Origin of the sequence: Aureibaculum flavum (genome assembly GCF_016406085.1) — a bacterium.
Taxonomy (GTDB): Bacteria; Bacteroidota; Bacteroidia; order Flavobacteriales; family Flavobacteriaceae; genus Aureibaculum; species Aureibaculum flavum.
The window spans coordinates 209,676-236,176 of sequence record NZ_JAEHFJ010000003.1 but is presented as its reverse complement, the minus strand read 5'-3'; the positions used below and the strand labels follow the sequence as shown (position 1 = coordinate 236,176).

The window sequence follows — 26,501 nt, the reverse complement described above, 5'->3', positions numbered from 1 at the left end:
TTTTTAAGTAATAGATTTTTGTTTAGCCTAATTATTCCCTGCCCATTTCCATAAGAGATTTGTATTCATTTAAATAAATAGTAGTGGGTTCTTTTACTAATTCTATACAAGTCATTTTCATATTGTTCTTTGGTTTATTAGAACTGGTAAAAGTCATTTCCATCATTAGTCCATTCTTAAACTCGTTTAGCCATTCTTGCTTAAACCCTTTAGGTGCAAATTTTGAATCTCCGCTATGGTTAAAACTTACAGGGGCATTTGGGTTTATGTAAACTCTGCTAATACCTTCTTCTAGTTGTATTTCAAAACCTTGACAGGTATATCCTAATATTACTTTAGTTCCTATTTTTTTGATAGTGGTATTGTCTAGATTGTTTTCAGTTTCATTATTCTCACTGGACATATTGGCCATAGAAGGCATTTTTTGAATTACTTTTTCGCCATTAATTTCCATAAGGGTAAAGTTTATACCAGCAGTAAGGTCCATTACCATTAATGTATTAGACATGCCCTTGCCTTTATTACCCATATCAAACTGAGTAGCAAAAGCGGTGGACTGGGTACTAAGTAAATATGTAAAGTTCATATCACCTATTTCTTTTTGCTTCTTTTTAGTAGCTTCAGATTCTATTTTCATTACATATTTCCAATCAAAGGAATATGATTCAGGTAAGTCAATGTCCTCATCTTGCTGTAAATAATCTTCGAGTATGTTTTCATTTACGCTCGCTTCTTCAGACTCATTCGTAGAATTAGGGTTTTGGTTCTTTTTTTTCTTTTTTCTCTTTATTTTTTTATCAACATTAAATAGGCTATCTATTGCCTGTTCTGTTTTTTCTGATGCTTTTTCTTCAGCTTTTCTATTGACAGTTTCTTTTGCTGCTTCTTCTACTTTTTTACCTAATTTTTTCCAAAATTGAGCTTCACTATTGGTGCTAATTATAAAAAAGGTTAGTAATAGTGTTAATGTTTTAATCGATTTCATAACAAAATGTTTTTTATTTCTATTACAAATCTAAAAGAGAAAAGAGCAGTTAAGTTTAGAACTTTATAGTTTGTAGTGAATATTGTATAAATGTAATTATGTGGTGTAAAAAGCATCCTTTTACCACGCATACAGTTTTTTTTACCATTTATACAATGGATTAGTTATTTTTAAGTTGAAAGCGATGCTGTGATATTGAAATCAAAACCAATTTCATTGTTTTATATGGAAGAATGAAAGTTGTTTTTATTGTTTCTAGAGGCATTAGTTCTATTGTCAACTTTAAAAATGCATAGCTATAATTAAACTTTTTTTAGAATAAAACATAAAAAGATAAATTTCATATTCTTTTTAATTAATTCTCACCAAAAGTATGTCCACAGTCAATAAAATAATTAGAGAATTGTATGGCAGGCGTATAATTTTGTATAAACGGAATATTATTTTGTACCTTGACACTTTAAGATAAATTTTTACGGTAATTACACTTAATACAGTTTTTTATACCAACGATACTTTTTATAGAACTGATTATGAAATTTGCGATTAATAACGGAGGTGATACAATTATATTTATCAATCAAACCCAAAACAAATGATAAAAGCGATAATTGTAGATGATGAACTAAGTGCTATAAAAAGCCTTCAATGGGAAATAGAAACTTTTTGTAAGGGCATAGAAATATGCGAAAGTTTTACAGACCCTATAGAAGCTATTTCTGCCATAAACTATATAAAACCTGATTGTGTTTTTTTAGATATTGAAATGCCAGAAATGGATGGTTTTCAATTGTTACAAAACTTAACTTTTAGAAATTTTGACCTTATAATTACCACTGCTTTTGATAATTATGCTATAAAAGCTTTTAAAGAAAGTGCGATAGATTATTTACTCAAACCCATTGATTCAGATGATTTAATTAAGTCAGTTTCTAAGATAAAAGTGAACAAGGATAAAAACGTTTTAGGTAATGAGTTAAAGATGGTATTAAAAAACTTTATGGCGAATGCTAACCAATCTAGAATAGCTTTGCCACTTGCAGGTAAAACCTTATTTGTTAGCCCAGAAGATATTTTTTATTGCAAAGCAGATGGCAATTATTGCGAAATCTACTTTACTAATGGTGCTAAAGAAATGCTTTCAAAAAAAATAAAGGAAGTAGAAACCATTATTAATAACAATACTTTTTTTAGAGTGCATAATTCATATTTGGTCAATACTAATTATATTAAAGAATTTGTAAAAAGTGACGGACAATATTTGGTTTTAGAAAACGGAATAACTGTACCCGTATCACGTTCTAAGAAAGATGAATTACTAGGTTTTTTATCACACTAAAAAATGCTTGATTCTATAAAACAACTATTTGAATATCCACATCAAAACGGTTTTACAACATTTGTTTTAGGCGTTCTGTTTGTACTCTTCGTTTATCATTTTCTATTATATTTTCAGAATAAGGATAAAGTGTACCTCTATTATAGCTTGTATACATTTTTAATTTTTTTGAATCAAACCAAGTTTGTGCTTGCTGATTCGGATTCAATGCTAATTAGCAACTATAAAAGTGCTTTAAACGATTTTCACACACCAATTATTTGGGCTTACAATACAATTTATTTTGTGTTTGGTTTTTCCTTTTTAAACTTAAAAAAGTATTCTGTAAAATGGCATACCTTTATTTTTAATACTATTTATATTCTATTTGCTATTATTCTTATAACGGTTACTCTTTTTTTAATCACAAAAAATAGTGCTTATATCTTTGAGGTTAGTTATTACCTCATCCCTAGTTTATTTCTTTTAGGTATTGTAGGGTATTACGTTCTATTTACTGTTAAAATGCCCTTAAATGGTTATATAATTATAGGTTCATTGGTCTTATATGTTACTTCATTTATTGGCAGAAATTATTTTGATTTTGATGCTTTTTCTAATAATAATGCTGCTAATAGTGTTTTTTATATTGGCGTTATTATTGAAAATATAATCTTCTCGTTAGGTTTGGGGCATAAACAGAAACTGATATTGGAGGATAAAAATGATTCGCAAGAAAAATTAATTAATCAACTTCAAGAAAATGAATTTTTGAGAGAAACAGTGCAAAATCAATTGAAACAAGATTTGGCGTTATTGAAAGAAAAATCGAAAAATGAAAAGTTGGTAACCTTGAAAGAAACGGCAGATAAGGAGTTGGCAGAATTAAAAATTACTTCATTACGTAGCCAAATGAATCCGCACTTTATTTTTAATTCGTTAAATGCCATTAAGCTCTACATTATTAATAATGAAAAAGAAAATGCGGTTTATTATTTGAATAAATTTTCAAAACTTATTAGACGAATATTAAATGCTTCGCAAGATAAAGAAACCTCATTAGAAGATGAAATAGAGACCACAAGCTTATATGTAAATATTGAAAATATGCGGTTTAACAATGAGATAGATTATGAATTGACTATTGATAAATCGTTGAATTTAAATGCAACCAAAATTCCTTCCTTAATTTTACAACCTTTTATGGAAAATGCTTTATGGCATGGGCTTTCGGCAAAAAAAGGTAATAAAAAACTTACCTTAGACATAAAAAAGAATGGCAAGGGCAATTTGATATTTACCATTGAAGATAATGGTATTGGGAGGGGAAAATCTGCCGAAATAAAAGGGAATAAAGTACATAAAAGAGAATCAATAGGATTAAAATTAACCGAAGAGCGATTACGAAATTTTGTGAAAGATAATAGCCGTGACTATAAGTTAACTTTTGAAGATTTATATAATGAAGATGGAGTTGCTTCAGGCACCAAAGTAATTCTAAAATTGTATTATTAAAATAATTAGATATTAATACCTCAATCTGTGGATACAAATGTGTTAAGAAACATACTTTTTAATCCAAATGAAAATGGAATTACCATTTTTATTTTAGGGATACTCTTTGTACTATCAGTATATCACTTTTTACTGTTTTTTCAACATAAGGATAAAGTTTATTTATATTATAGTTTATACACATTTATAATTTTTGTAGATGAATTGAACGATGTTTCCTTCGGGTTTATTCAAACACTGGTTGAGCCGTATACTTCCATTTTAAGTTTTTTAGATTACCCATTAATGTGGTTGTATAACACTATATATTTTGTTTTTGGCTTTACATTTTTGAACCTAAAACAATATTCTAAAAAATGGTACTCCTTTGTTTTTAGAATAATAATTATACTATTAGTTGTAATTTTTAGTACTACTTTTTTCGCAGCTATAATTGATAATGAAAGCTTTTTAGCAGCTGTTGACAATTATTTTGTTTCTTTTCTTTTACTCTTTGGTGTCATTGTTTATTATCCACTTTTTAAACTTAAAATGCCATTAAAAAGTTATATAATAATAGGTTCTTTTGTGTTATATATTTCGTCACTACTTGCTCATTATGGTCATTTATTTGGTGTTGTTCCTTTGGATAGTGATCTTAATTATACCATTTTCTATACGGGTGTTCTTATTGAAAATATAATATTCTCATTAGGTTTAGGTCAAAAGCAAAAAAGAATTTTACAAGATAAAAACAACTCTCAACAAAAACTAATTGAACAACTCACCGAAAACGAGAAATTAAAAAATGAAGTACATAAACAGTTAGAAGAGAATGTAGCTTCCTTAAGTCAACAAGCTCAGGCCGAAAAACACGAGAAATTAAAAGAAAAATATAATAAGGAATTGGCAGAACTTAAAGTTACATCATTAAGAAGCCAAATGAATCCACATTTTGTTTTTAATTCGCTAAACGCTATAAAACTGTACATCATCAATAATGAAAAGGAAAATGCGGTTTATTATCTTAATAAATTTTCAAAATTAATAAGAAGAATATTAAATGCTTCGCAAGATAAAGAAACATCTTTGGCAGATGAAATAGAGACCACTAGTTTATATGTAAACATCGAAAATATTCGATTCAATAACGAGATTGATTTTATTCTAATGATAGATGAATCATTAAACTTGGAAACGATAAAAATACCTTCATTAATTTTACAACCTTTTATTGAAAATGCTCTATGGCATGGGCTTTCTGCTAAAAAGGGAAAGAAAAAAATCAAACTAATTATTAATAAAGATATAAATGGCGGTTTAATAATTACCATAGAAGATAACGGTATAGGTCGAAAAAGGTCGGCTGAAATAAAAGAAAATAAGGTTCATAAAAGAGGCTCAGTGGGTTTAAAACTGACTGAAGAGCGTTTGCAAAACTTCGTAAACGATAACAACTATAAATACTCAATTACTCTTAAGGATTTATATAATAAAATTGGCCTTCCTTCTGGTACTAAAGTCACATTAAAAATCAGCTATTAAGATGATTCCATTCAAAGAATTTACACTTTTATTTGCTGGTTTTTTAATCACACTATCGGTGTACCATTTTTTGTTGTATTTTCAGCATAAGGATAAAGTTTATTTATACTACAGTCTTTTTATTTTTTTAATTTTTACCGCCAATTACCCTGAAACAACAAATTCGATTTTTGCAGATGCCTCTAAAAGTAACGATCCCTATTTTCAGTTATTAATTATTCCCAGAGAGTGGTTATATAACACGATGTATTTAATGTTTGCCAAGACATTAGTGGAACTGCATATATTTAAACCAAAATGGAACAAAATATTAAATATTAGTATAGTAGTTTTTCTGGTACTACTTTTCACCTTGATGCTTTATGCTGGTTTAACTGGGAATTATTTTGTTATTGGTATTGTATTTTCATATTTCTTTTCGCCTACAATAGCAATATTGGCATTGGGTAGTTTTTATGTCTTATATACAATGGATACACCACTAAAATATTATATATTAATTGGGTCAACCATATATCTCATTGCAGCCGAATATGCCTTTTTTTCGTCAACTGATTTTAAAAAAGTAACAATTATATTTTCAATAGGAGTAATCGTTGAGAATATATTATTCTCACTAGCCTTAGGTCAAAAACAAAAAATTATTTTAGAGGATAAAAATGAATCGCAACACGAGTTAATCATTCAGCTTAAAGAGAATGAAAGCTTGAGAGAAACTGTGCAAGATCAACTACAGCAAGATTTAGTATTGTTAAAAGAAAAATCGAAAAACCAAAAATTAATTACGCTCAAAGAAACTTCTGATAAAGAATTGGCTGAATTGAAAATAACTTCTTTACGAAGTCAAATGAATCCCCATTTTATTTTTAACTCTTTAAATTCTATTAAACTCTACATTATAAATAATGAAAAGGAGAATGCTGTTTATTATCTTAATAAATTTTCTAAACTCATTAGAAAAATATTAAATGCCTCGCAAGAAAAAGAAATTTCACTCGCCGATGAAATTGAAACCATGCAATTATATGTAAATATTGAAAATATCAGGTTTAATAATGAAATTGAATTTGAGGTTGTCATTGATCAATCATTAAACCTTGACACTATAAAAATACCGTCACTTATTTTACAGCCTTTTTTAGAAAATGCAATTTGGCATGGCTTAGCGTCTATTAAAGAAAAGAAAATATTGAAAATAAAAGTTAATAAAGATGATGAATTTCATCTAAGTATAACAATAATTGACAATGGAATAGGACGTAAAAAGTCTGCAGAAATAAATAGCCGAAAAATACACAAAACAACCTCGGTTGGTATAAAACTTACAGAAGAACGACTCAGTAATTTTGCAAAAGAATATCAAAATGATTATTCAATTACTTTTACCGATTTAATGGATGGAAAAAAGAAACCAAAAGGGACAATGGTTGAAATTAAACTTCCATTGCATTAATTACCGCTTCATTTTTTCTGCAATTTTTTTAAACGCGTCATACCAATCTTCATCAAACTTTCGGATTAGAGCTTGTTTTATATATTTATCTCTTAACATTTCATTCATTTCTTCTTTTAAATTTTTAGATTTGTCCAAATGCAATAACCAACTATGATTATTTTCACTTCTTTAGGCCTTATTTTAATTACTTGTATTATTATTTGGAGAGCTTGCGATGGTTTTGAGTTGGCCTCAAACTATCTAGGTAGAAACATGAGGGATGGTATTAAAGGTGCTACAATAAATGCTATTGGTAGTAGTTTACCAGAACTTTTTACAACACTATTTTTCTTGTTTGTTTTAAAAGAAAAAGATGGTTTTTCAGGAGGTATTGGTACCACGGCAGGAAGTGCTGTTTTTAATGCAATGATTATACCTGCTGTTGTAATTTTGGCAGTTATTGGTAAAGGTATTTCTACTAAAGTTGTTGTGTCACAAAAAGTTATTTTAAGAGATGGTATTGCTTTAATTTTGGTTGAAATTGCCTTGATATTTTTAATTGCCGGACCTTCATTAAACTGGTGGCATGGGCTTGTGTTAATGCTACTTTATTTTGTATACGTTGCATATATGTTAATGAGTCAAGGTACAGGTAAGGTAGAAAATGATTATGAAGATGAAGCCGAAGGTGGTAATAGAGCTTTAGCATTATTTAAAGGCGATTTAGCAACTACCGTTTTAGGAAACTCTAAAATTAATACTTCGAAAGCGATTATTTTATTAGTCTTTTCAGTTTTATTTATAGGTCTCGCTTGTTTCTGGCTTGTAGAAGCCTGTGAAGATTTTGGAACTGAAATAGGCATGCCTATTTATTTTGTTTCTGTTATATTGGCATCAGCAGCAACGAGTGTGCCCGATACCATTATTTCTTATAAAGACGCAATGAAAGGTAATTATGACGATGCCGTCGCCAATGCATTGGGAAGTAATATTTTTGATGTTTGTTTTGCACTTGGTTTACCCTTATTTCTATTTACCCTTATTTATGGCCCTATAGAAATGAGTGCATCAACTATTGAAAATGTTGGGCAATTACGTGTGTTACTCTTAATTTTAACCGTAATTGTATTTTTGATATTTGTACTGTCTAAAAAAGGTATTAATCGTGTGCATGCAAGACTATTACTATTTTTATACTTTCTTTTTGTAGCCTATATTATTGGTAAAGGTGTTGGTAATGACATGCCTATTATTAATGAAGTATCGAGCGTGTTATCGCAAATATCTGGATGGTTTTCGAGTTTAATTAATTAGGAGTTCAAAACTACAATTCATCTTCACTAAGAACAATTAAAAAATCATTTTCAGTTAAATCAAGTTGAGTATTTTTTTCTAGATTTAATTTAATACCAAAATTATCTTTCAAAGACTTACTTAGATTTCCTTTTCTAATACCTAAACAAATTTCATCACGCTGTTGTGCACAGAAAATAGCATCGGCAAATGAAATTTCTTGAGGAAATTTATCAAAATACAATGTTGCAGGTTTAACATAAATTTCACTACCATCTTCAGAGAAAATATCATCATAGAATTTTTTCATTAAGGCCTCTTCACTTAATTGTGCTAAAATCATTGTAATTAACTTATTACTAATGATAAAATCATCTACGTTTGTTTGTGTTATAATTTCTTGATTTTCAGAATTCAAAACCTGAGTAATAATTTGGATACCATCTTCTTCTTTTACAACTTTTCTTAACAAGAGAAGAATAATTAAAGTATCTGAATCAATTTTGTCCGCTGATTGTTCTTTCATGCTTTGAGATAGAATTACAATGGTATCATAGCTACTGGGATTCATAGCTTCTAATTTTTCTAAATCTAACGGATCAGAATCATGTAGTTTGATATTAAAATCTGAATATTCATCGTCAATACTATCTATAACTTCTTTTAATTCTGGTGTTGGCGAATTAAACATAATATCAAAATCTGAATCCCCTAATAAATAGTCTGTCGCCTCTTCAATAAAAACTTCAGCCACTTTATGCCATCCTAAGATTAGGATACGTTTTTTCTTTTGCTCTAGACGTTTATTTATAATTTTATGTTCTTTATTTGGGAAGTAATATTGCTTATTCTCAAATGCAATAGTAGAGTCGTCTTCTGCTAAAATTACAACTGAATCACTATTTTTGAGCACGGTGTCACTTGGTGGACGTAACACTAATCCCTCTTCTTCAGAATAAATGCCTAAAGGAATCCCATCTTTTAAATAATAACTTAAATCATTAAAAAGAATATTATTCCAGTTATCTTCATAAAAATAAATTTCACAACCATCAAAAGACAATATTTCTTTATAAACAGTATCTAATCCACTTGTAAGTGATGTTTGAATTAGTAATTTACCCATGATATCCCAACTATCAATAGCAATAATATTATCATCTTCAAAAAAGCTGATAATATCTCTTTTCTCTTTCGTGAAAATTTCCGTTATAATAGGCAATTCGTTCTTTCCGTTTTGACAAGCTGTAATGGCTAAAATAGCCTTTACAGATTGCACATCACTTTCTATTTTTTTATCTAATGTAGCACTCTCTGAGCAACTCGCCAAAATAATTATAGATCTGGCAGATTCTAGATTTATACGCTTTAATTCGTTAATATTTGCATAATCACCTTGTGTGGTAATTACTTCTGTAGTCATGGTATCAGAGAGACGTTTTGTAATTAAATTATCCATTGACTCTTTGTCTTCTGTAGATAATACGACAACTGAAGCACTAGACTCACTTTCGTTTGCTAAAATGAGTTCTCTAATAACATCTACTACACGCTCGTTCCAACCTAAAATGATAGTATGATTTTCCTCTATAACCTTACCTCTACCTTTTCTAAAATCATAGAGCATAGTATCTAAGGCTGTTGTAATAAAAGCAATAAGTGCAGAAAGTATAATAACACCAACTAAACCAGCAATTACAGTTGCTATTTTAGTAAATGGACCAGAATATATATCCTGATTCATATTACCAGGATCGGTCATTTGTAACCAAACGGCGTATATATCATCAAAAAAACCTCTATTGGCTTGTGTAACTGGATCTATACTGTCATGAAAAAACGTTACTATGAATAGCCTAATACCTATTACAAGTATAAATGCAACAATAAAAAAGATAACTAGAAGTTTGAAAATTGAAATACCTCCTTTGCTTAAAAAACGTTCTGCACGATAATTTAAGCGGTCTTTTAACGAATTTTTCATTTAGATGATTTGGTATAGGTAAGTTTTTAATGTAATATTTTAAATTACTTCTTAGTAGAACGAAGGTTTCTAATAAAAATTATTAAAAAGGATGTTTAAACTGAAGAATACCTAAGTGCTCTGTGATAACAATGCCTGCTTAACGCTCTTTGGAAAGGTTAGAACTGTCATTTTTTACAGTGCTACTAAGATGAAATATAAAATTTTTGTTTTAGACCTATGTAGTAAAATGAAATTAGTATAATAAAGCTCTCGAAGAAAATTTAATCAAGTAATTTATTTTATTATTTTTTATAATTCTCTGCTACTTTCTCTAACTCAGCATACCAATCTTCACCAAACTTTCGGATTAATGCTTGTTTAACAAATTTATAAACAGGTACTTGTAATTCTTTACCTAGGGTACAAGCGTCATCACAAATTTCCCATTTATGATAATTTACCGCAGCAAATTCTGAATAATCTTTTACTCTAACCGGGTACAGATGGCAAGAAATTGGTTTTTTCCAAGCAATATCTCCTTGGTTATACGCTTCTTCAATACCACATTGTGCAGTGCCTTTTTCATCATAATTGATGTAAACGCAGCTATCATCACGAGGAATTAGTGGTGTTTCATATTCGCCCTCAGAAGTAATAAATAACCCTTGGTCTTCAATAGCCTCAATACCTTCTTTAGTTAAGTATGGTTTTACTTTTGGGTAAATATCCATTAATATTTTTAACTCTTCTTCTTCTAATGGTGCTCCTGCTTCTCCATCAACACAACAGGCACCTTTACATGCGGAAAGGTTACAGACAAAATCATTTTCAATAATTTCTTCTGAAACTATAGTTTTACCTAATTGAAACATCGGTTTTTTTTAAAATTATTGGAGCAAAAGTACATATAATTATGCTTAAAAATATTATTTCTATTTTGTTAGTTTAATCCTTTTATATATATACTTTTGCCGAAAATTTAAGAATTAAGAATATGCAGTTAGATTATAAAGAAATATTAACAGCAACTATGGTGTTATTTGCTGTTATAGATATTATTGGGAGTATCCCAATTATTATAGATTTGCGTCAAAAAGTAGGTCATATACAGTCTGAAAAAGCATCGCTTGTGGCAGTAGTTATAATGATAGCTTTTCTATTTGTTGGAGAAGAAATTTTAAAGTTAATAGGTGTTGATGTAAATTCATTTGCGGTAGCAGGTGCATTTGTTATCTTCTTTTTAGCTCTGGAGATGGTATTAGGTATTGAATTGTATAAACATGACGCTCCTGAAACGGCAAGTGTTGTACCATTGGCATTTCCTTTAATTGCAGGTGCAGGTACCATGACAACAATACTTTCTTTGAGTTCTGAGTATCAAACCATTAGTATTGTAATAGCAATTGTAATCAATACTATATTTGTTTATATAGTCTTAAAACTGTCTAAAAAAATTGAAGGTTTATTAGGTAAAGGGGGAATAGATGTAATTAGAAAAGTTTTTGGCGTAATTTTATTGGCAATTGCCGTAAAGTTATTTGCAGCCAATATTCAGGGACTATTTATCCAATAAAATGCTAACTTCAACCCAATACTGTAAGTAAGGGTTTTTGATGTAATTTTGTGGTTTGAAAAAATAACGTAACGAATAACAGAATGAAAACATTTGACGTGCTTATTGTTGGAGGTGGTGCTGCAGGGATGTCTTGTGCACTAATTTTAGGTTCCGCAAAAGACAAGGCCTTTGCAAAGGATAAAAAAATAGGAATTGTAATGCATCAAAAGGCATCACATTTGCAAGATGCCTTGTTTAATAATGTATTGGGATTAAATCCTGGTACAACAGGTGAAAGCATTCTAGAAAATGGTAAAAATCAACTTTCTGAATTATATCCAAATATTAGACAAATTGATGATGAAAAGGTAATAGAGGTAAAGCAGTTACCACATGGTTTTGAAGTGATTACCAATAAGTCTGTATTTCAGGCTAAAGAAATTGTTATTGCTGTAGGTTATACCAATACCTTTTTTATAAAAGGATTAGAACAATTTGTAGAGCCTCATAAAAAAGCCAAACCTGAAAAAAATCGTATTCAGCTTAAAAATGATGACCACCTAGTTGTTGATGGTATTTATGTTGCTGGTACTTTGGCGGGATGGCGAAGCCAATTTGCTATTGCATGTGGCAGTGGAGCTTCAGTTGCAACTGATATTTTAACGCAATGGAATGGTGGCGAACACACCAAAGTGCATGATAAAATATGAGCACTCTCAGCCTCCCCGGAGTGGAAGAGTTTAGTGACGTAAAATAATTATGTAACATGTAATTCCTAAATCGCGTTGAGATAGGTTTTAAAATTTAAAAAGGATATTATCTTGATTCTAAATGAGTTCCCTTCCCTTGGCAAGGGATAGAGATGGTCTTACTATGGCTTTATATAATCGATTTTCATTTCCAATTCCTTTACTTTCTTTAGCATTTCATCATTTTCATTCATTACCTGATAAAATACATTTTCATCGTAAAGATTACGGGCAAAAAGTGCTTTTAAGTATAATTTGATATAAGGAATACTTTCTGCAGCTAATTTACTTTGATCATCAAATAATGAAAGGTATTCTCTTAGTATCTCCCCATCATTATCAAAGTTTTGTCTAAAGTCGTTTACCTGCCAGTTTTTTGTTACTTCACGATGATTATCTACATATTCAAAAACAAAATCTTGTATGGCTCTAAAATGAAATCTTCCAAAATAGGCTGTAGTATCTATACTCACAAAAACATCAGGTACAATACCGCCACCGCCATAAACACTTTTACCTTTGGGAGTAACAAATTTTAAAGAATCGATAACCTTAATGCTATCGCCATTAGTTAATTCGCCATTATTGTACCTTTCTAATCGGTCGTTATAATAACTAGCTCCACTTTCACTGTTATAAGGTTTTTGAATAGACCTGCCCGTTGGTGTGTAATAACGTGAAACCGTTAATCTAACCGCAGAACCATCGCCTAATTCCATTTCTTGTTGTACTAATCCTTTACCAAAAGAACGACGACCAACAATTACGCCTTTGTCATTATCCTGTAAGGCTCCAGCAACTATTTCACTTGCTGATGCTGAGCTTTCATCAATTAGCACATATACTTGCCCCTTTTCAAAATCACCTTTCGCAGTAGCAAAACTTTTATCAATTTTACCACCTTTGTTTTTGGTGAAAACGATCAGTTTGTCCTTTTCTAAAAACTCATCAATTATTTGATTGGCTATCCCTAAATATCCTCCAGGATTTCCTCTTAAATCTAACACCAAACGTTTCATGTTTTTTTTCTGCAAAGCGTTTAATGCAGTTTTAAACTCATCATAAGTTGTGTTTGCAAATTTGTCAATTTTAATATAACCTAGGGTGTCAGTTAACATATAATAACTAGGCACACTTTCTAATGGAATAGTAGCTCTCTTTAACGTAAAGTTTAAAAGTGTGTCTTTGTACTTTCTGTACACTTTCACTTTTACCTTTGTGTTTTCTTCACCTTTCAATGTTTTGATAATATAATCATTTTCTAACTGCTTACCATATAAAGTGTCATTGTCTGCTATTAAAATTCTATCACCAGCTTCAATACCAGCTCTATCGCTTGGGCCGTCTTTTACTACATTGCTAACGGTTAAAGAATCGCCATTCATAAAAAAACGAATGCCAACGCCAACAAATTCTCCATTCATAGTTTCGGCAATTGCGTCGTGTTCACTTGCAGGGATATATACAGAATGCGGATCTAATTTATCTAAGATGTTTCTAATGGTTCCATCTAAAAGACTATCGGTATCTACTTTATCAACATAGTCATATTGAATGTAGTTTATTAACCTTTTAATTTTTGCTTCTTGAGAACTTGAATTGAATAGAAAACCTGAGTTATTTTGAGGGAAATTTAACATACTGCCAATAAAAATACCTAAGGCTACGGCCAAGGCTAAAAATAATGGATAATATATTTTGCTATTTTTCATACTTTTAAAATAGTTTCAAGTCTTTTAAGTTTGGTCATTTACATTTAAGAATGCAATGAGTATATGTTTTTGTCTTTTATTCGTTTAAATATACTAGTTCAATTCCTGCTTTTTCTAAAAATTTTAATCCAGAATTGTCTTTATAGGCTTGAGCGTAAACCACTCTTTTTATACCTGATTGGTGAATGAGTTTACTACATTCTTTGCATGGTGACATGGTAATGTAAAGTGTAGCTCCCTTACAGCTTTGTGTTGAGGAAGCAACTTTTAAAATTGCATTAGCTTCCGCATGAAGTACATACCATTTGGTATAATTTTCATCATCTTCACAAATGTTTTCAAAACCAGTTGGAGTGCCATTATAGCCGTCAGAAATAATCATTTTACCTTTTACAATTAAGGCTCCTACTTGACGACGCTTACAATAGGATAACTTTGCCCATTCTTTTGCCATTTTTAAATAGGCAACATCATATTTGAGTTGTTTTTCTACTGTCATACTAGGTTCAACGAAATTTTAGTCGGCAAAGTACCGATAAAATTATGGGTTTTTTGTTAAATTTTTACCAAAATATGCGTTCTGCTAGCATCGGGATAACAACACCAATTACTATTGAAGAGAGCACTAACACCCAATCTCTCTTTGAAACTCTAAAAAAGTTCTGAGCAATATACCCTAAAATTAAAATACCAAACACTATAATTACTTGAGCAATTTCAATACCAATTGCAAATTCTAATAAGGGTAATAATTTAGATTCGGTATCGTCCATTAACATTCTAAAATAATTTGAAAACCCTAATCCATGAATTAAACCAAAGAAAAAGGCGAATATTAAATTGATATTTGAACTTTTTTGCTTGCTCTTTTTTAAAGTTACTATATTGACCAAAGCAGTAATAAATATAGTAACAGGTATTAAAAATTCAACTATTTTAATATTAATGTTTATAATTTTATAAGCGGCAAGTGTTAAGGTTATGGTGTGGCCAATGGTAAAAAGTGTAATTAACCAAAGCACTTTTTTCCAATTGGTGAAATTGTAAATTACAGCTAAAGCAATTAGAAATAAGATATGGTCATAGGCTTGCCAATCTAAAACATGGTATAAACCTAATTTTAAATAAAGAGTAAAATCTTCCATGTGGTAAAAATACAAATTCCAATAAATATAATAAGTCAGTAATTTGCATAAACTTTGTTAAATTGCAACTTAAATATTTAAGGTGATTTCAAAACTATACATTGTTCCTACTCCAATAGGAAACTTAGAAGATATGACTTTCAGAGCTGTTAGAGTGTTGAAAGAAGTAGATACTATATTGGCAGAAGATACCCGTACTTCGGGTAAATTATTAAAGCATTTTGAAATTGGTACGCAAATGCAAAGCCATCATATGCACAATGAGCATAAAATGGTAACACGTCTTGTGGAGCGATTAAAATCTGGCGAATCTATTGCTTTAATTTCTGATGCAGGAACGCCGGCAATTTCAGATCCGGGATTTTTATTAACCCGAGCTTGCATTGAAAACGATATTGAAGTAGAGTGTTTACCAGGAGCTACAGCCTTTGTACCAGCTTTGGTAAATAGTGGTTTGCCTAATGATAAATTCGTTTTTGAAGGTTTTTTACCTATTAAAAAAGGAAGACAAACAAGAATGGAACTGCTGGCAGAAGAAAAAAGGACTATCATTTTTTATGAGTCTCCTCATAAATTGCTAAAAACCTTAACACAGTTTGCGGAACATTTTGGTGCCGATAGAAAAATTTCAGTTTCCCGTGAGTTGACTAAATTGTATGAAGAAACAGTAAGAGGAACGGTAAAGGAAGTACTTGCACATTTTCAAAACAAGCCTCCGAAAGGGGAATTTGTATTGGTTGTGGAAGGAAAAAAATAAGGTACAAAAAAAGCTTTAAACGGTAAGATCGAAAAGTCAAGACAAGAAAATGTGGGCTACCTTCTATCTCTAGGTGTGTTTATCGCTTATAAACCATTATAAAAACAAAAAAACCACGTCAATTGACGTGGTTTTTAACTATACATTTAGACAGTTTATTATTCTGCAGTATCGTCTTTTGGTTTTACATCTTTTGTTTTAGCACTCGTTTTTTTTGATGATTTAGCTACTACTGCATCTTCAATATCTTCACCTTTTAAATAGTTTGGCAATTGCATACCTGCCATGTTAAACATTTCTTGTAAAGGTGGAACGGCTTTATACATTCCTGAAATAAAGTTAGAAGTTGATGTTTTACCATCTTTTCCTCCACCATTTTCCCAAACGGTAACTTTATCAATCTTAATGTTTTTAATTGCTTCCGCTTGAGTTTTAACCAATTCAGGTAATTTATCTGCTACTAATAGTAATACAGCATCTTTTGAATTGTTGCCGGCAGCTTTCACTATTTGATCTAAACCTTGTGCTTGTTTAGTCAATATTTCATAAAGTCCTTTTGCTTCCGCTTCTTTTTTCAAGAAAATAGCATCCGCTTCTCCTTTTGCAATTCTTCTAATTTGTTCCGCTTGTGCTTCAGCATCAATTTCAATTTTTTGCTTGTCGATTCTTGCAGGAACAATAATATCAGCACCTTGTTCAGCTTCTTTACGTGTTGCTCTTGCTTCTTCAGCTATTTTTTCAGCAGCATATGCTTCTTCTAAGGCTTTTGCAGCTTGTACTTTTTCAGAGGCATTGGCAATTCTTTCTGCTTCAGCTTCTCTTGATCTTCTGGCAGCATCTGAATTTGCTATCTGAATTTTGGCAGTATTTTCACCTTCTACCGCATGGGCATTGGCTGCCGCTACTTGAATACGTTGATCTTGAACTGCCTGAGCCTCACCAATAGAACCATCTCTAACTTTTTGAGATACCGATATTTTAGCATCGTTAATTGCTTTTGCGGCAGCTTCTTTACCTAAAGCTTCAATATATCCAGATTCATCGTGAATATCTGTAATATTTACGTTGATTAATTTTAAACCTACTTTTTTTAACTCCGCTTCTACACCATGTGTAATATGTGATAAAAATGAATCACGGTCAGAATTAATTTCTTCAATATCCATGGAAGCCACTACCATACGTAGTTGACCAAAAATAATTTCTTGAGCTAATTCTTTAACAGCATCTAACGTTAGTCCCAATAATCTTTCTGCAGCATTTTGCATTACACTAGGCTCGGTAGAGATACCAATGGTAAAACGTGAAGGTACGTTTACACGGATGTTTTGCTTACTTAAGGCGTTAGTCAAATTAACCTCAATTGACATTGGGGTTAAGTCTAAAAATTCATAATCTTGTATAATTGGCCATATGAATGCCGCACCACCATGGATACATTTGGCAGATTGTCCGCCTCCTGTTTTACCGTAAACAACTAAAATTCTATCGGAAGGACAACGTTTGTACCTTCGCATCATAGAAAATAAGAAAATAAATAATATTAATATGACGGCAGCAATTAAATAAATTCCGCTGAAAGCTTCAGCTTGGGCAAATAATAGATTCATAGGTTTAATTTTTTTGTTTTTTAAAAGTCACATACTGTTCGCAAATAATCATTCCCCTAAATGATAATGCAGTTAACATGCTCATTTCATGTGTTATTTGTTTTTTGATAGGGTTTCTACTAATAATAATTCGGCACTCACTATTTCAATTACTTTTACAACCGTACCCGTTGCTAAGTTATTATTTTCATCAGTAAGTGCTTCTAGCTCACGTAATGAACCTTGTACACTAATTTGAATTTTTCCAGTTTTAGAACGATTGGCACCAATAGGTAAATATACTTCGCCAACGGCCCCAATTGCATTTTTAATTTTTAAAGTTCCATCTTCCGTAAGACGATTCATAAAATAGAAAAGGGAAGAAGTGGCCACCATCATTAAGAGACCAGCGATTACCGAAATGATTAAGATTATGCCGTCTGATAGATCGTAGCCTGTGCAAACCACACCTGTCCAACCAAAAATAGTAAAAAAGGCGATTAAGTTTTTGAATGTAAAAAATTGAAATCCAACACCACCATCATCTGCTTCAAAATCGGTACCATCTGCTACCATATCACTATCCATGTCACCACCTAAAAAGGTCATGATCAAAATAATAACAAAGATTGCAGAACCGATCAGAGCAATTATCCAATAGGTTTGTTCAAAAGTTGACATTCCGTCAAAAAATTCTTGCATATAGGTTGGTTTTAGGTCAGAAAAATATGGTTAACCAAGATAGTCATTTTCTTGTGATTGAATCTTGTTTTTAAAGACTTTTTGAAAAAAATAATTTACCTTACAGCGAATGATAAAAGATTTACAAATTGAAGTAAATTATCGATTGGAAATATTTCATGAAAAATTTATTAACGAACATCAGAAAATGCGAGGTATGTACATCGCATTTACCTTTAGGACCAAGACCTGTTTTAACAGCGAGTAAAGAATCTAAAATTATTATTATTGGACAAGCTCCGGGAACTAAAGTTCATAAAACGGGAATTCCATGGGATGACCCTAGTGGAAAACAATTGCGAAAATGGTTGGGTATTACTGACGAAACTTTTTATAATGAAAAGGAAATAGCAATTGTACCGATGGGGTTTTGTTATCCTGGAAAAGGAAAGTCCGGCGATTTACCACCAAGACCTGAATGTGCACCTTTATGGCATCAACAACTTTTAGATAAAATGCCAAATGTAGAGCTGATCATATTAATAGGAATGTATGCTCAAAAATATTATTTGAAAAAAGAAGCTAAAAAAACACTGACAGAAACGGTAAAAAACTATCAGGACTATTTGCCCAGCTATTTTGTACTACCACATCCATCGCCTAGAAATCGTTTTTGGTTGACTAAAAACCCTTGGTTTGATAAGGATGTATTGCCAGTTTTAAAACAAAAAGTAAAAGATATACTTCGTTCCAGTTGATTAAATGATAGGGTTTTTAAAGATTTTCTTAAAAAAGATGTTGTAAGCTACCTTCTCACTAAACTGAAATGCCCTTTTCTATTTCTAACAGCTCCGTTTTTATCTGTCAGTTGTACTTTAAACCAATAATCACTAGCAGGCATTTGTTTGCCTTTGTAAGTGCCATCCCATCCTAAATCATTTACATCAGTTTTAGCGAGCATTTTTCCAAATCGATCATAGATATAGATACTAGACATTTCAAAAGTATCTTCACGTATACCTTTTATACTCCATGTATCATTGAATCCGTCATTATTGGGCGTAAAAAATTTAGGAAAACCAATAACCGAAACGTCAATGCTTACAGTTCCACAATTATTTTGTTCTCTTATATATAAGGTATGAATTCCGGCGGCAACATTTTCAAATAACGCTTCTGTTTGGTAGAAGTCATCTTCATCATCTAAGGCAAATTCATAATCGCCAATGCCTAAATTATCTGTGTTTATCGTAATCGTATTATTATCAGAATCATCTTTGATTTGAATATCATTTAAGGTAATATTAGCTAAATTAGATTCTTTTACTGTAATTATTTTTGGAGTTGAGGTGCAGTTTGCATCTGAGGTTGCTGTTACGGTATAAACACCTTTAGCATTTACTGTGGCCGTTGGTGCTGTACTTATAACTTCATTTTTATCATTAAGCCATTCATAGGAATAGTCTCCATTTGCATTAAACGTTTCAATAACAAGTGAACCCAAATTTAAGCATATGGCTTCTTCCGTATTTACTTCAAATTCAGGACTAGGGTTTACCTTTAATGACAAATTTGGACCAATTCCAAAACAAGCTCCATTGTCAGCACTTTCTACGCGTACATAAAGTGTTTCTGAATAAGGGCTTGAATTAACATAATTAGACTGATCGGTAATTTCGTTCTCTTCAGATTGAGCATCAATAAGTGATTTAAAATAAGATACTCTTAAATTCTGACCTGAAGGAAATTGACCAATTAGTTGATTAGAAGCAGTTGTGAGGTTGAATGTTGTAATACCATCATTAGTATCTAAATTATCGCAACCTACTAAAGTATAAACATAGCCATCTGGAAAAGCGGTAGTGGAAACCTCTAAGTTTATAGTGGAGATTAAAAAACATGCATTTGATTTTTCAACACGTGCGTAAACGGTAGTCGCTGTTTGATTATTAAAAGGATATGCATTAACCGCATTAATTTCTGCTTCTGCATCTGCTATGGTAAGGTGATATGACACTCTTAATTCATTATCACCTTTGGTTATAATTTCGGTAGCCTCATTTAAATTAAAATTAGTGAAACCATCGTTGATATTGTCTATATCGCAATTTTTAAAATTTAGAACAGAATTAATATCTGGTAATTCATTAGCTGTCGCTATTATAGGAATTCTAGGGCTTTCTCCACACCCAGCCCCAACAACAGAAGCATAATATGTAGTTGTATTTATAATGGTTGGCTTAAAATTTTCGCCGGTAAATAAAGTGGTTCCGCCTGTGGGAGTATCGTGCCATACCACACTGCCAACATCTGATTTGGCAATTAACGTAACTTCTCCTGGACCACATCTTGTTGATGGAATTGTAGAAGTTACTGCGGGAATATAAATGTTAGTACTTGTAGAAATATTAACTTCTGGATCATCTGGCATTCCACCATATTCTACAATATATCCTTTTGGTTGAAAGTCGCCTGAATTGGCACCTGTATTGCTTAAATCGTTCCAAGAACCTAAAATACCAACTCCAGGAGCCGTGATATGAGCATAATCTTCATCACCCAAATTGTTGGGCTCGTTTGTGTTCCAAAAAGCAAAAGTGGGTGAGTTTCCTACCGCTAAACCATACCAAAAGAAAGTGCCTTTTTCTGGTCCAGTTACCCATTTCCAATTGCCTTCTGATTCTGCATCGCTACCGCCAATCCATCCAGCACCACTGGCTTGCTCACCAGCCAATTTAGCCTCGTCAGGTGAGGTTATGGTTGCTAAATAACCCTCTAAACCAAAATAGGTTCTGTTTTCAGCAGCGACTTTGGCATCGGACCATGAAATACCAATATTTGATATGTATTCGTAGTAATGGTCAGTAGATGGTAAATAGTTTGCTGAACCGATGGTAAAAGAAAATGACCTATTACCTGATACCGTAACAGAACTATTGCTAAATACGATATCTTTAACGGCGGCAATTAAATCTGTATAATTCATTTCAGAAGTAATTGAACTTTGTAATGTTAATTTACCTTCAAGTGCACTCCATTGTGTTGTTATTTTAGAATGTGTAGCACTATTATTTAGTTTTAATACATCTTCTCCGTTAACATAACCTTCAGAGATTTGAATGTAAAATGCCTGAATAGAAGTGTCGTCTGGGTCTATTATATCAAAGCTGCTTACCACATTAACTTCAGATAACGGACAGTAGGCTGTATTGCCAATTGCTTGTATTGATGGCGGAATATTAGTTTGACTCCAGCTTACCTTAAAGAGTAAAGTCAATAGTAAACAAATAGGGATACTTTTATTAAAATTCATTGAATTCAGCAATTATTTTATATGTGTAAAGTTAGGAAAATGTTTTAAAGATTTCATATTCAGGGTTAAAATGAATAATTATAAAAAATCAAAAAAAACATACATATTTTAAAGAGTATTTTAAAAAATGTTTTGTAATTTTAAGGATTATCAAACCTTACCTATGAATATATTACATGTTAGTGCTGAATGTTATCCTATTGCAAAAGTCGGAGGTTTGGCTGATGTTGTGGGCTCTTTACCTAAATATCAAAATAAATTAGGGGTAACCAGTGAGGTTGTTATGCCCTTTTATGATAATGCTTTTACAAAATCAAATAAATTTAAAACCATTTCGAGCTCTAAAGTTAGACTAGGCGTATTTGATTTGGATGTTAAGATCTTTATGTTAGAAAATAATGACTTGGGGTTTGACTTATTTTTAGTTGATATACCAACGTTATTATTTAAGGATTATGTGTATTCACCTAATGATACGGAACGCTTTTTAGCTTTTCAAATTGCCGTGTTAGATTGGGTTTTACAGAAAGAGAAAAGACCAAATGTGGTACATTGTCATGATCATCATACGGGGTTAATTCCTTTTATGATGGATCAGTGTTATAAATATAGCGAACTTAAAACGGTTGCAACCATTACTACCATACATAATGCTCAGTATCAAGGATGGTTCTCACATGATAAAGTTTATATGATACCTGAATTTGATTTTACTCAAGTAGGTTTAATCGACTGGAATCATCAAATAAATCCGCTAGCGGCGGCTATTAAATGTGCCTGGAAAGTAACAACGGTATCACCAAGTTACATGGAAGAGTTGAAAAGTAACGCCAATGGATTGGAGAGTTTATTGAGTCATGAGAGTGCTAAATGCGTGGGTATTTTAAATGGAATTGATACTCAGGTCTGGAATACAGAGACAGATCACTATATTATAAAAAATTACACTCAAAAAACCTTAGATGCTGGTAGAAAAGCCAATAAAGAATGGTTGTGTAAAGAGTTTGGTCTCGATCCTCAAAAACCATTGTTCTCCTTTATAGGTCGGTTAGTTGGTGAAAAAGGAGCAGATTTATTTCCACAAATATTCGATGCAGCTTTACATCATTTAGATATTTCGATTTTATTATTAGGTTCTGGTCAAAAAGATATTGAAGGTGCTTTAGAGATGCTTACCTATAAATATAAAGGCGATTACAGCACTTATATCGGTTACGACGAACGATTAGCCCATATTATTTACGCTGGTGCTGACTTTCTTTTAATGCCATCGCGTGTTGAGCCTTGTGGATTAAATCAAATGTATGCCTTACGATATGGAACTATACCTATTGTAAATAGTGTTGGAGGTTTAAAAGATACCGTTATCGATGTTGAAGGAGGCGGTTTTGGCTTTGTACACCATCAGCTTAATACTGAAACAGTAGTTGAAACAATGCAACGAGCAACGGTGTTGTACGACAATCAAAATGAGTTCAACAAAATTCGGAATTTAATTATGCAAATAGATCATTCTTGGGATTCTTCTGCAAAAGCATATATCAATTTATACAAATCATTAAAAAAGTAATTTATGGACAGCAAAAAGGTATTATCAATAATTTTAGGAGGCGGACAAGGGTCACGGCTTTATCCCTTGACAGAATCAAGATCTAAACCAGCAGTGCCAATTGCAGGTAAATATAGGTTGGTTGATATCCCTATTAGTAACTGTATCAATAGTGAAATAAAGAGAATTTATGTGTTAACGCAATTTAATTCAGCATCGTTGAATAGACACATTAAAAATACCTACCATTTTAGTTTTTTTAGTTCTGCATTTGTAGATGTATTGGCAGCTGAACAAACAATTCATAGTCAATCTTGGTTTCAAGGAACTGCAGATGCTGTAAGACAAAGTATGCATCATTTTTTACGTCATGATTTTGAATATGCTTTAATTCTATCTGGAGATCAACTGTATCAAATGGATTATAGATTGATGCTTGATGAACATATTAAAAAAGGTGCCGAAATTTCAATTGCCACTATTCCAGTAAACGCAAAAGATGCTACTTCATTTGGTATTCTTAAAGCCGATGGTGATAACGTAATTACTTCTTTTATTGAAAAACCAGATGCTGAATTACTTCCAGATTGGACTTCAGAAGTAAGTGACGAAATGAAAGGTGAAAATAGGAATTACTTAGCTTCTATGGGTATCTATATATTTAATAGACAGTTATTGGTAGATTTAATGAGTAATCCAGATACCAACGATTTTGGTAAAGAGATTATTCCAGGTGCCATACACGATCATAAAACCTTAAGTTATCAATTTGAAGGATATTGGACCGATATTGGTAATATTGATTCATTTTTTGAAGCCAATTTAGGATTGACAGATAATATTCCAAAATTCAATTTATATGATACCGATCAAAGGGTTTATACAAATGCAAGAATATTACCTACTTCAAAAATATCAGGAACTGTATTAGATAAAGCTGTAATTGCAGAAGGTTGTATTATTCAAGCTGCTAAAATTGAAACTTCAGTAATTGGTATCAGATCTAGAATAGGTAAGGAGTCAACTGTTATTAATACGTATATGATGGGTTGTGATTATTACGAATCTTTAGAAGAAATAAACAGAAAGAAAACTCCAATTCTTATGGGTATTGGTGAAAGATGCTTTATTAAAAATACCATTATCGATAAAAATTGTAGAATTGGTGATGATGTTCGAATTAATGGTGGTCCTCATTTAAAAGATAAAGAAACAGATCAATATGTTATTAAAGATGGTATCGTTGTTATTAAAAAACATGCGGTATTACCAAAAGGATATACAATTTAATAGTGCCTATTTTAATCTAACATATTAAAGTAAATGTAATAATTCACCTCTTATTGAGGTTAAGAGTGTTTTCACTCTAAAAATAATAGATCAAACAAAACTATGACCAAAGTATCAACGTATAGCCAATTTACTGATTTTGACATCGCCCTGTTTAAATCGGGTAAACATTTTAAATTATACGAAAAATTAGGCTCTCATATTGTAACAGTAGATGGTGTTAAAGGAACCTATTTTGCAGTATGGGCTCCATCAGCTAAACAAGTTTCTGTTATTGGAGATTTTAATTTTTGGTCAGGAGAAGAACATCCATTAAATGTACGTTGGGATGCATCTGGTATTTGGGAGGGCTTTATACCTAATGTCGGTGAAGGGAGCTTGTATAAATATAAAATACACAGTAATCATAATGGTGTTATAACAGAAAAAGCTGATCCTTATGCGAAGCGTTGTGAACACCCACCTAAAACAGCTTCTATTGTTTGGGGTATTGATAATTACAAATGGAAAGATAAAAAATGGATGTCTTATCGTAAAGATAAGAATGGTTTAGATAAACCTTATTCTGTTTATGAAGTGCATTTAGATTCTTGGATGAAATCTAAAGATAATGAGCGGTTGACCTATAGGGAATTAGCTAAAAAATTAGTTCCATATGTAAAGGAAATGAATTTTACGCATATTGAGCTAATGCCAATTATGGAGTATCCTTATGACCCTTCATGGGGCTATCAATTAACAGGATATTTTGCACCTACTTCTCGTTTTGGTACACCACAAGATTTTATGTATTTGGTAGATCAATTTCATCAAAATGATATTGGTGTAATTTTAGACTGGGTACCATCGCATTTTCCATCTGATGATCATGGTTTAGGCTTTTTTGACGGATCACATTTATATGAACATCCTGATAAAAGAAAAGGATATCATCAAGATTGGAAAAGTCTTATATTTAATTATGAACGTAATGAAGTGCGTTCGTTTTTGATTAGCAATGCCTTATTTTGGTTAGAAAAATACAATATTGATTGCTTACGTGTAGATGCTGTAGCGTCCATGTTATATTTAGATTATTCACGTGAAGACGGTGAATGGGAACCAAATATTTATGGCGAAAGAGAAAACTTAGCAGCAGTTTCTTTGCTAAAAGAATTTAACCAAGCCGTAGAAGATAATTTTGATGGTGTAATAACCATCGCGGAAGAATCAACTGCTTTTCCGGGAGTAACAAGAGCTGTAAAACACGATGGTCTAGGTTTTGGAATGAAATGGATGATGGGCTGGATGCATGATACATTAGATTATTTTGCCAAAGATCCAATCTATAGACAATATCATCAAAATGATATTACATTTAGTTTAGCGTATGCATTTTCTGAGAACTTTATGTTACCGTTATCACATGATGAAGTTGTTTATGGTAAAAATTCTATTTTAGGTCGAATGCCTGGTGATGAATGGCAACGTTTTGCTAATTTAAGATTGCTTTATGGCTATATGTTTACGCATCCTGGTACTAATTTAGTATTTATGGGAGGTGAATTTGGTCAATATAACGAGTGGGATTTTCAAAAAAGTTTAGATTGGAATTTATTAGAGTTCGAACCACATAAAAATACACAAGCATTTTTTAAAGATTTAAATCAATTTTATAAAAATACACCCGCATTATATGAAAAAGCATTTAGTGCTGATGGTTTCGAATGGATCAGTTTAGACGATAGTAAAAATTGTGTGCTTTCATATATTCGTAAAGGGCATGATAAAGAAAATGATACCGTTGTAGTATGTAACTTTACACCTAAAACTATTGAAAAGTACAATATTGGATTGCCTAGAAAAGGAAAAATAAAAGAAATATTTAATAGTGATTCAGAGAAATATGGTGGAAGTGGATTTTCTAATACTAGACAAATCACTTTAAAAAAGAAAAAAGAACATAATAAACCTTATTCTGCTACAATAGGGATACCACCTTTAGGAGTGGTTATTTTTAAATACATTTCATAAAAAATCAATATTTACAGCACTAAATAACAATGTTTTATTAATTTAAGATGTTGTTATTTATGTTATTTGCAATGTTTTACCCCCTTTTTTAAATAAAACGGACTAAGTTTCG

General features: G+C 31.5%; 22 protein-coding genes. 12 read left to right on the top strand and 10 right to left on the bottom strand.

The genetic code is table 11. From position 1 onward, the window contains the following. Positions 1-31 precede the first annotated feature (31 nt). Entirely contained in the window at positions 32-985 is a 954-nt protein-coding gene (locus JBL43_RS06975; protein ID WP_198840740.1) for a DUF4412 domain-containing protein, read from the bottom strand. Between the two features lie 595 nt (positions 986-1,580). Here JBL43_RS06975 and JBL43_RS06970 point away from each other — a divergent pair. From JBL43_RS06970 to JBL43_RS06955, 4 genes are read left to right on the top strand one after another with little or no spacing between them, the layout of a single operon-like run. Further along, entirely contained in the window at positions 1,581-2,324 is a 744-nt protein-coding gene (locus JBL43_RS06970; RefSeq protein ID WP_198840739.1) for a LytR/AlgR family response regulator transcription factor, read from the top strand. A gap of 3 nt (positions 2,325-2,327) precedes the next feature. Then, positions 2,328-3,818, top strand: coding sequence for a sensor histidine kinase (locus JBL43_RS06965; RefSeq protein WP_198840738.1), 1,491 nt, complete (start codon positions 2,328-2,330; stop codon positions 3,816-3,818). Between the two features lie 27 nt (positions 3,819-3,845). Next, on the top strand, positions 3,846-5,342 hold the full coding sequence (locus tag JBL43_RS20385) for a histidine kinase (RefSeq protein ID WP_198840737.1): 1,497 nt from the start codon (positions 3,846-3,848) through the stop codon (positions 5,340-5,342). Position 5,343: 1 nt separating this feature from the next. After that, on the top strand, positions 5,344-6,795 hold the full coding sequence (locus JBL43_RS06955) for a histidine kinase (protein ID WP_198840736.1): 1,452 nt from the start codon (positions 5,344-5,346) through the stop codon (positions 6,793-6,795). Here JBL43_RS06955 and JBL43_RS20225 read toward each other — a convergent pair whose 3' ends face one another. Then, positions 6,796-6,903: a DUF3109 family protein gene (locus tag JBL43_RS20225; RefSeq protein ID WP_233098713.1), complete on the bottom strand. Its 108-nt coding sequence runs from the start codon at positions 6,901-6,903 to the stop codon at positions 6,796-6,798. Positions 6,904-6,948: 45 nt separating this feature from the next. Between JBL43_RS20225 and JBL43_RS06950 the strand changes: the two genes are divergently transcribed. Beyond that, positions 6,949-8,091 carry a sodium:calcium antiporter gene (locus tag JBL43_RS06950; protein ID WP_198840735.1) on the top strand — a complete coding sequence of 381 codons (1,143 nt, stop codon included), beginning with the start codon at positions 6,949-6,951 and terminating at the stop codon, positions 8,089-8,091. A 10-nt stretch (positions 8,092-8,101) separates the two neighbouring features. Here JBL43_RS06950 and JBL43_RS06945 read toward each other — a convergent pair whose 3' ends face one another. Beyond that, positions 8,102-10,054: a CASTOR/POLLUX-related putative ion channel gene (locus tag JBL43_RS06945; protein ID WP_198840734.1), complete on the bottom strand. Its 1,953-nt coding sequence runs from the start codon at positions 10,052-10,054 to the stop codon at positions 8,102-8,104. A 284-nt stretch (positions 10,055-10,338) separates the two neighbouring features. Further along, positions 10,339-10,908 (bottom strand): DUF3109 family protein, encoded by a 570-nt coding sequence (locus tag JBL43_RS06940; protein WP_198840733.1) that lies wholly within the window; start codon positions 10,906-10,908, stop codon positions 10,339-10,341. 122 nt (positions 10,909-11,030) lie between these two features. On the opposite strand from JBL43_RS06940, the gene JBL43_RS06935 reads away from it, so the two are divergent. Both JBL43_RS06935 and JBL43_RS06930 read left to right on the top strand, forming a co-directional pair. Beyond that, positions 11,031-11,609 (top strand): MarC family protein, encoded by a 579-nt coding sequence (locus JBL43_RS06935; RefSeq protein WP_198840732.1) that lies wholly within the window; start codon positions 11,031-11,033, stop codon positions 11,607-11,609. Between the two features lie 83 nt (positions 11,610-11,692). Beyond that, positions 11,693-12,301 carry an FAD-dependent oxidoreductase gene (locus JBL43_RS06930; protein ID WP_198840731.1) on the top strand — a complete coding sequence of 203 codons (609 nt, stop codon included), beginning with the start codon at positions 11,693-11,695 and terminating at the stop codon, positions 12,299-12,301. Between the two features lie 161 nt (positions 12,302-12,462). On the opposite strand, the gene JBL43_RS06925 is transcribed toward JBL43_RS06930, so the two are convergent. From JBL43_RS06925 to JBL43_RS06915, 3 genes are all read right to left on the bottom strand, one after another. Further along, positions 12,463-14,052: a S41 family peptidase gene (locus JBL43_RS06925; RefSeq protein WP_198840730.1), complete on the bottom strand. Its 1,590-nt coding sequence runs from the start codon at positions 14,050-14,052 to the stop codon at positions 12,463-12,465. Between the two features lie 76 nt (positions 14,053-14,128). Then, complete coding sequence (locus JBL43_RS06920) at positions 14,129-14,551, bottom strand: deoxycytidylate deaminase (RefSeq protein WP_198840729.1); 423 nt, start codon at positions 14,549-14,551, stop codon at positions 14,129-14,131. Between the two features lie 64 nt (positions 14,552-14,615). Beyond that, on the bottom strand, positions 14,616-15,197 hold the full coding sequence (locus JBL43_RS06915; protein WP_198840728.1) for a HupE/UreJ family protein: 582 nt from the start codon (positions 15,195-15,197) through the stop codon (positions 14,616-14,618). Positions 15,198-15,282: 85 nt separating this feature from the next. On the opposite strand from JBL43_RS06915, the gene rsmI reads away from it, so the two are divergent. Beyond that, the gene (gene rsmI / locus JBL43_RS06910; protein WP_198841074.1) at positions 15,283-15,954 is read left to right on the top strand and encodes a 16S rRNA (cytidine(1402)-2'-O)-methyltransferase; all 672 of its coding nucleotides are present in this window, start codon (positions 15,283-15,285) and stop codon (positions 15,952-15,954) included. Between the two features lie 158 nt (positions 15,955-16,112). Here rsmI and JBL43_RS06905 read toward each other — a convergent pair whose 3' ends face one another. Then, positions 16,113-17,564 (bottom strand): flotillin family protein, encoded by a 1,452-nt coding sequence (locus tag JBL43_RS06905; RefSeq protein WP_198840727.1) that lies wholly within the window; start codon positions 17,562-17,564, stop codon positions 16,113-16,115. A 93-nt stretch (positions 17,565-17,657) separates the two neighbouring features. Further along, positions 17,658-18,245: a hypothetical protein gene (locus JBL43_RS06900; protein ID WP_198840726.1), complete on the bottom strand. Its 588-nt coding sequence runs from the start codon at positions 18,243-18,245 to the stop codon at positions 17,658-17,660. Positions 18,246-18,403: 158 nt separating this feature from the next. Here JBL43_RS06900 and JBL43_RS06895 point away from each other — a divergent pair, with 158 nt between their 5' ends. Continuing rightward, positions 18,404-18,982 (top strand): uracil-DNA glycosylase family protein, encoded by a 579-nt coding sequence (locus tag JBL43_RS06895; protein ID WP_198840725.1) that lies wholly within the window; start codon positions 18,404-18,406, stop codon positions 18,980-18,982. Between the two features lie 47 nt (positions 18,983-19,029). Here the strand turns inward: JBL43_RS06895 and JBL43_RS06890 are convergent, their stop codons facing one another. Next, positions 19,030-21,537, bottom strand: coding sequence for an FIDD domain-containing protein (locus JBL43_RS06890; RefSeq protein WP_198840724.1), 2,508 nt, complete (start codon positions 21,535-21,537; stop codon positions 19,030-19,032). Between the two features lie 163 nt (positions 21,538-21,700). Between JBL43_RS06890 and JBL43_RS06885 the strand changes: the two genes are divergently transcribed. The 3 genes from JBL43_RS06885 (at position 21,701) to glgB (ending at position 26,389) form a co-directional block, all read left to right on the top strand. Continuing rightward, on the top strand, positions 21,701-23,107 hold the full coding sequence (locus JBL43_RS06885) for a glycogen synthase (RefSeq protein ID WP_198840723.1): 1,407 nt from the start codon (positions 21,701-21,703) through the stop codon (positions 23,105-23,107). A 3-nt stretch (positions 23,108-23,110) separates the two neighbouring features. Further along, entirely contained in the window at positions 23,111-24,376 is a 1,266-nt protein-coding gene (locus JBL43_RS06880; RefSeq protein WP_198840722.1) for a glucose-1-phosphate adenylyltransferase, read from the top strand. Positions 24,377-24,478: 102 nt separating this feature from the next. Further along, on the top strand, positions 24,479-26,389 hold the full coding sequence (gene glgB / locus JBL43_RS06875; RefSeq protein ID WP_198840721.1) for a 1,4-alpha-glucan branching protein GlgB: 1,911 nt from the start codon (positions 24,479-24,481) through the stop codon (positions 26,387-26,389). The last annotated feature ends 112 nt before the right edge of the window (positions 26,390-26,501 follow it).

Bases quoted from the DNA above. Each gene is read 5' to 3' on its own strand.
- JBL43_RS06925 (WP_198840730.1), bottom strand. From the start codon at position 14,052: ATGAAAAATAGCAAAATATATTATCCATTATTTTTAGCCTTGGCCGTA.
- JBL43_RS06955 (WP_198840736.1), top strand. From the start codon at position 5,344: ATGATTCCATTCAAAGAATTTACACTTTTATTTGCTGGTTTTTTAATC.
- JBL43_RS06900 (WP_198840726.1), bottom strand. From the start codon at position 18,245: ATGCAAGAATTTTTTGACGGAATGTCAACTTTTGAACAAACCTATTGG.
- JBL43_RS06880 (WP_198840722.1), top strand. From the start codon at position 23,111: ATGGACAGCAAAAAGGTATTATCAATAATTTTAGGAGGCGGACAAGGG.
- JBL43_RS06895 (WP_198840725.1), top strand. From the start codon at position 18,404: ATGAAAAATTTATTAACGAACATCAGAAAATGCGAGGTATGTACATCG.
- JBL43_RS06915 (WP_198840728.1), bottom strand. From the start codon at position 15,197: ATGGAAGATTTTACTCTTTATTTAAAATTAGGTTTATACCATGTTTTA.
- JBL43_RS06965 (WP_198840738.1), top strand. From the start codon at position 2,328: ATGCTTGATTCTATAAAACAACTATTTGAATATCCACATCAAAACGGT.
- JBL43_RS06885 (WP_198840723.1), top strand. From the start codon at position 21,701: ATGAATATATTACATGTTAGTGCTGAATGTTATCCTATTGCAAAAGTC.
- JBL43_RS06950 (WP_198840735.1), top strand. From the start codon at position 6,949: ATGATTATTTTCACTTCTTTAGGCCTTATTTTAATTACTTGTATTATT.
- glgB (WP_198840721.1), top strand. From the start codon at position 24,479: ATGACCAAAGTATCAACGTATAGCCAATTTACTGATTTTGACATCGCC.
- JBL43_RS06930 (WP_198840731.1), top strand. From the start codon at position 11,693: ATGAAAACATTTGACGTGCTTATTGTTGGAGGTGGTGCTGCAGGGATG.
- JBL43_RS06890 (WP_198840724.1), bottom strand. From the start codon at position 21,537: ATGAATTTTAATAAAAGTATCCCTATTTGTTTACTATTGACTTTACTC.
- JBL43_RS20225 (WP_233098713.1), bottom strand. From the start codon at position 6,903: ATGAATGAAATGTTAAGAGATAAATATATAAAACAAGCTCTAATCCGA.
- JBL43_RS06970 (WP_198840739.1), top strand. From the start codon at position 1,581: ATGATAAAAGCGATAATTGTAGATGATGAACTAAGTGCTATAAAAAGC.
- JBL43_RS06945 (WP_198840734.1), bottom strand. From the start codon at position 10,054: ATGAAAAATTCGTTAAAAGACCGCTTAAATTATCGTGCAGAACGTTTT.
- JBL43_RS06940 (WP_198840733.1), bottom strand. From the start codon at position 10,908: ATGTTTCAATTAGGTAAAACTATAGTTTCAGAAGAAATTATTGAAAAT.
- JBL43_RS06920 (WP_198840729.1), bottom strand. From the start codon at position 14,551: ATGACAGTAGAAAAACAACTCAAATATGATGTTGCCTATTTAAAAATG.
- JBL43_RS06935 (WP_198840732.1), top strand. From the start codon at position 11,031: ATGCAGTTAGATTATAAAGAAATATTAACAGCAACTATGGTGTTATTT.
- JBL43_RS06975 (WP_198840740.1), bottom strand. From the start codon at position 985: ATGAAATCGATTAAAACATTAACACTATTACTAACCTTTTTTATAATT.
- JBL43_RS06905 (WP_198840727.1), bottom strand. From the start codon at position 17,564: ATGAATCTATTATTTGCCCAAGCTGAAGCTTTCAGCGGAATTTATTTA.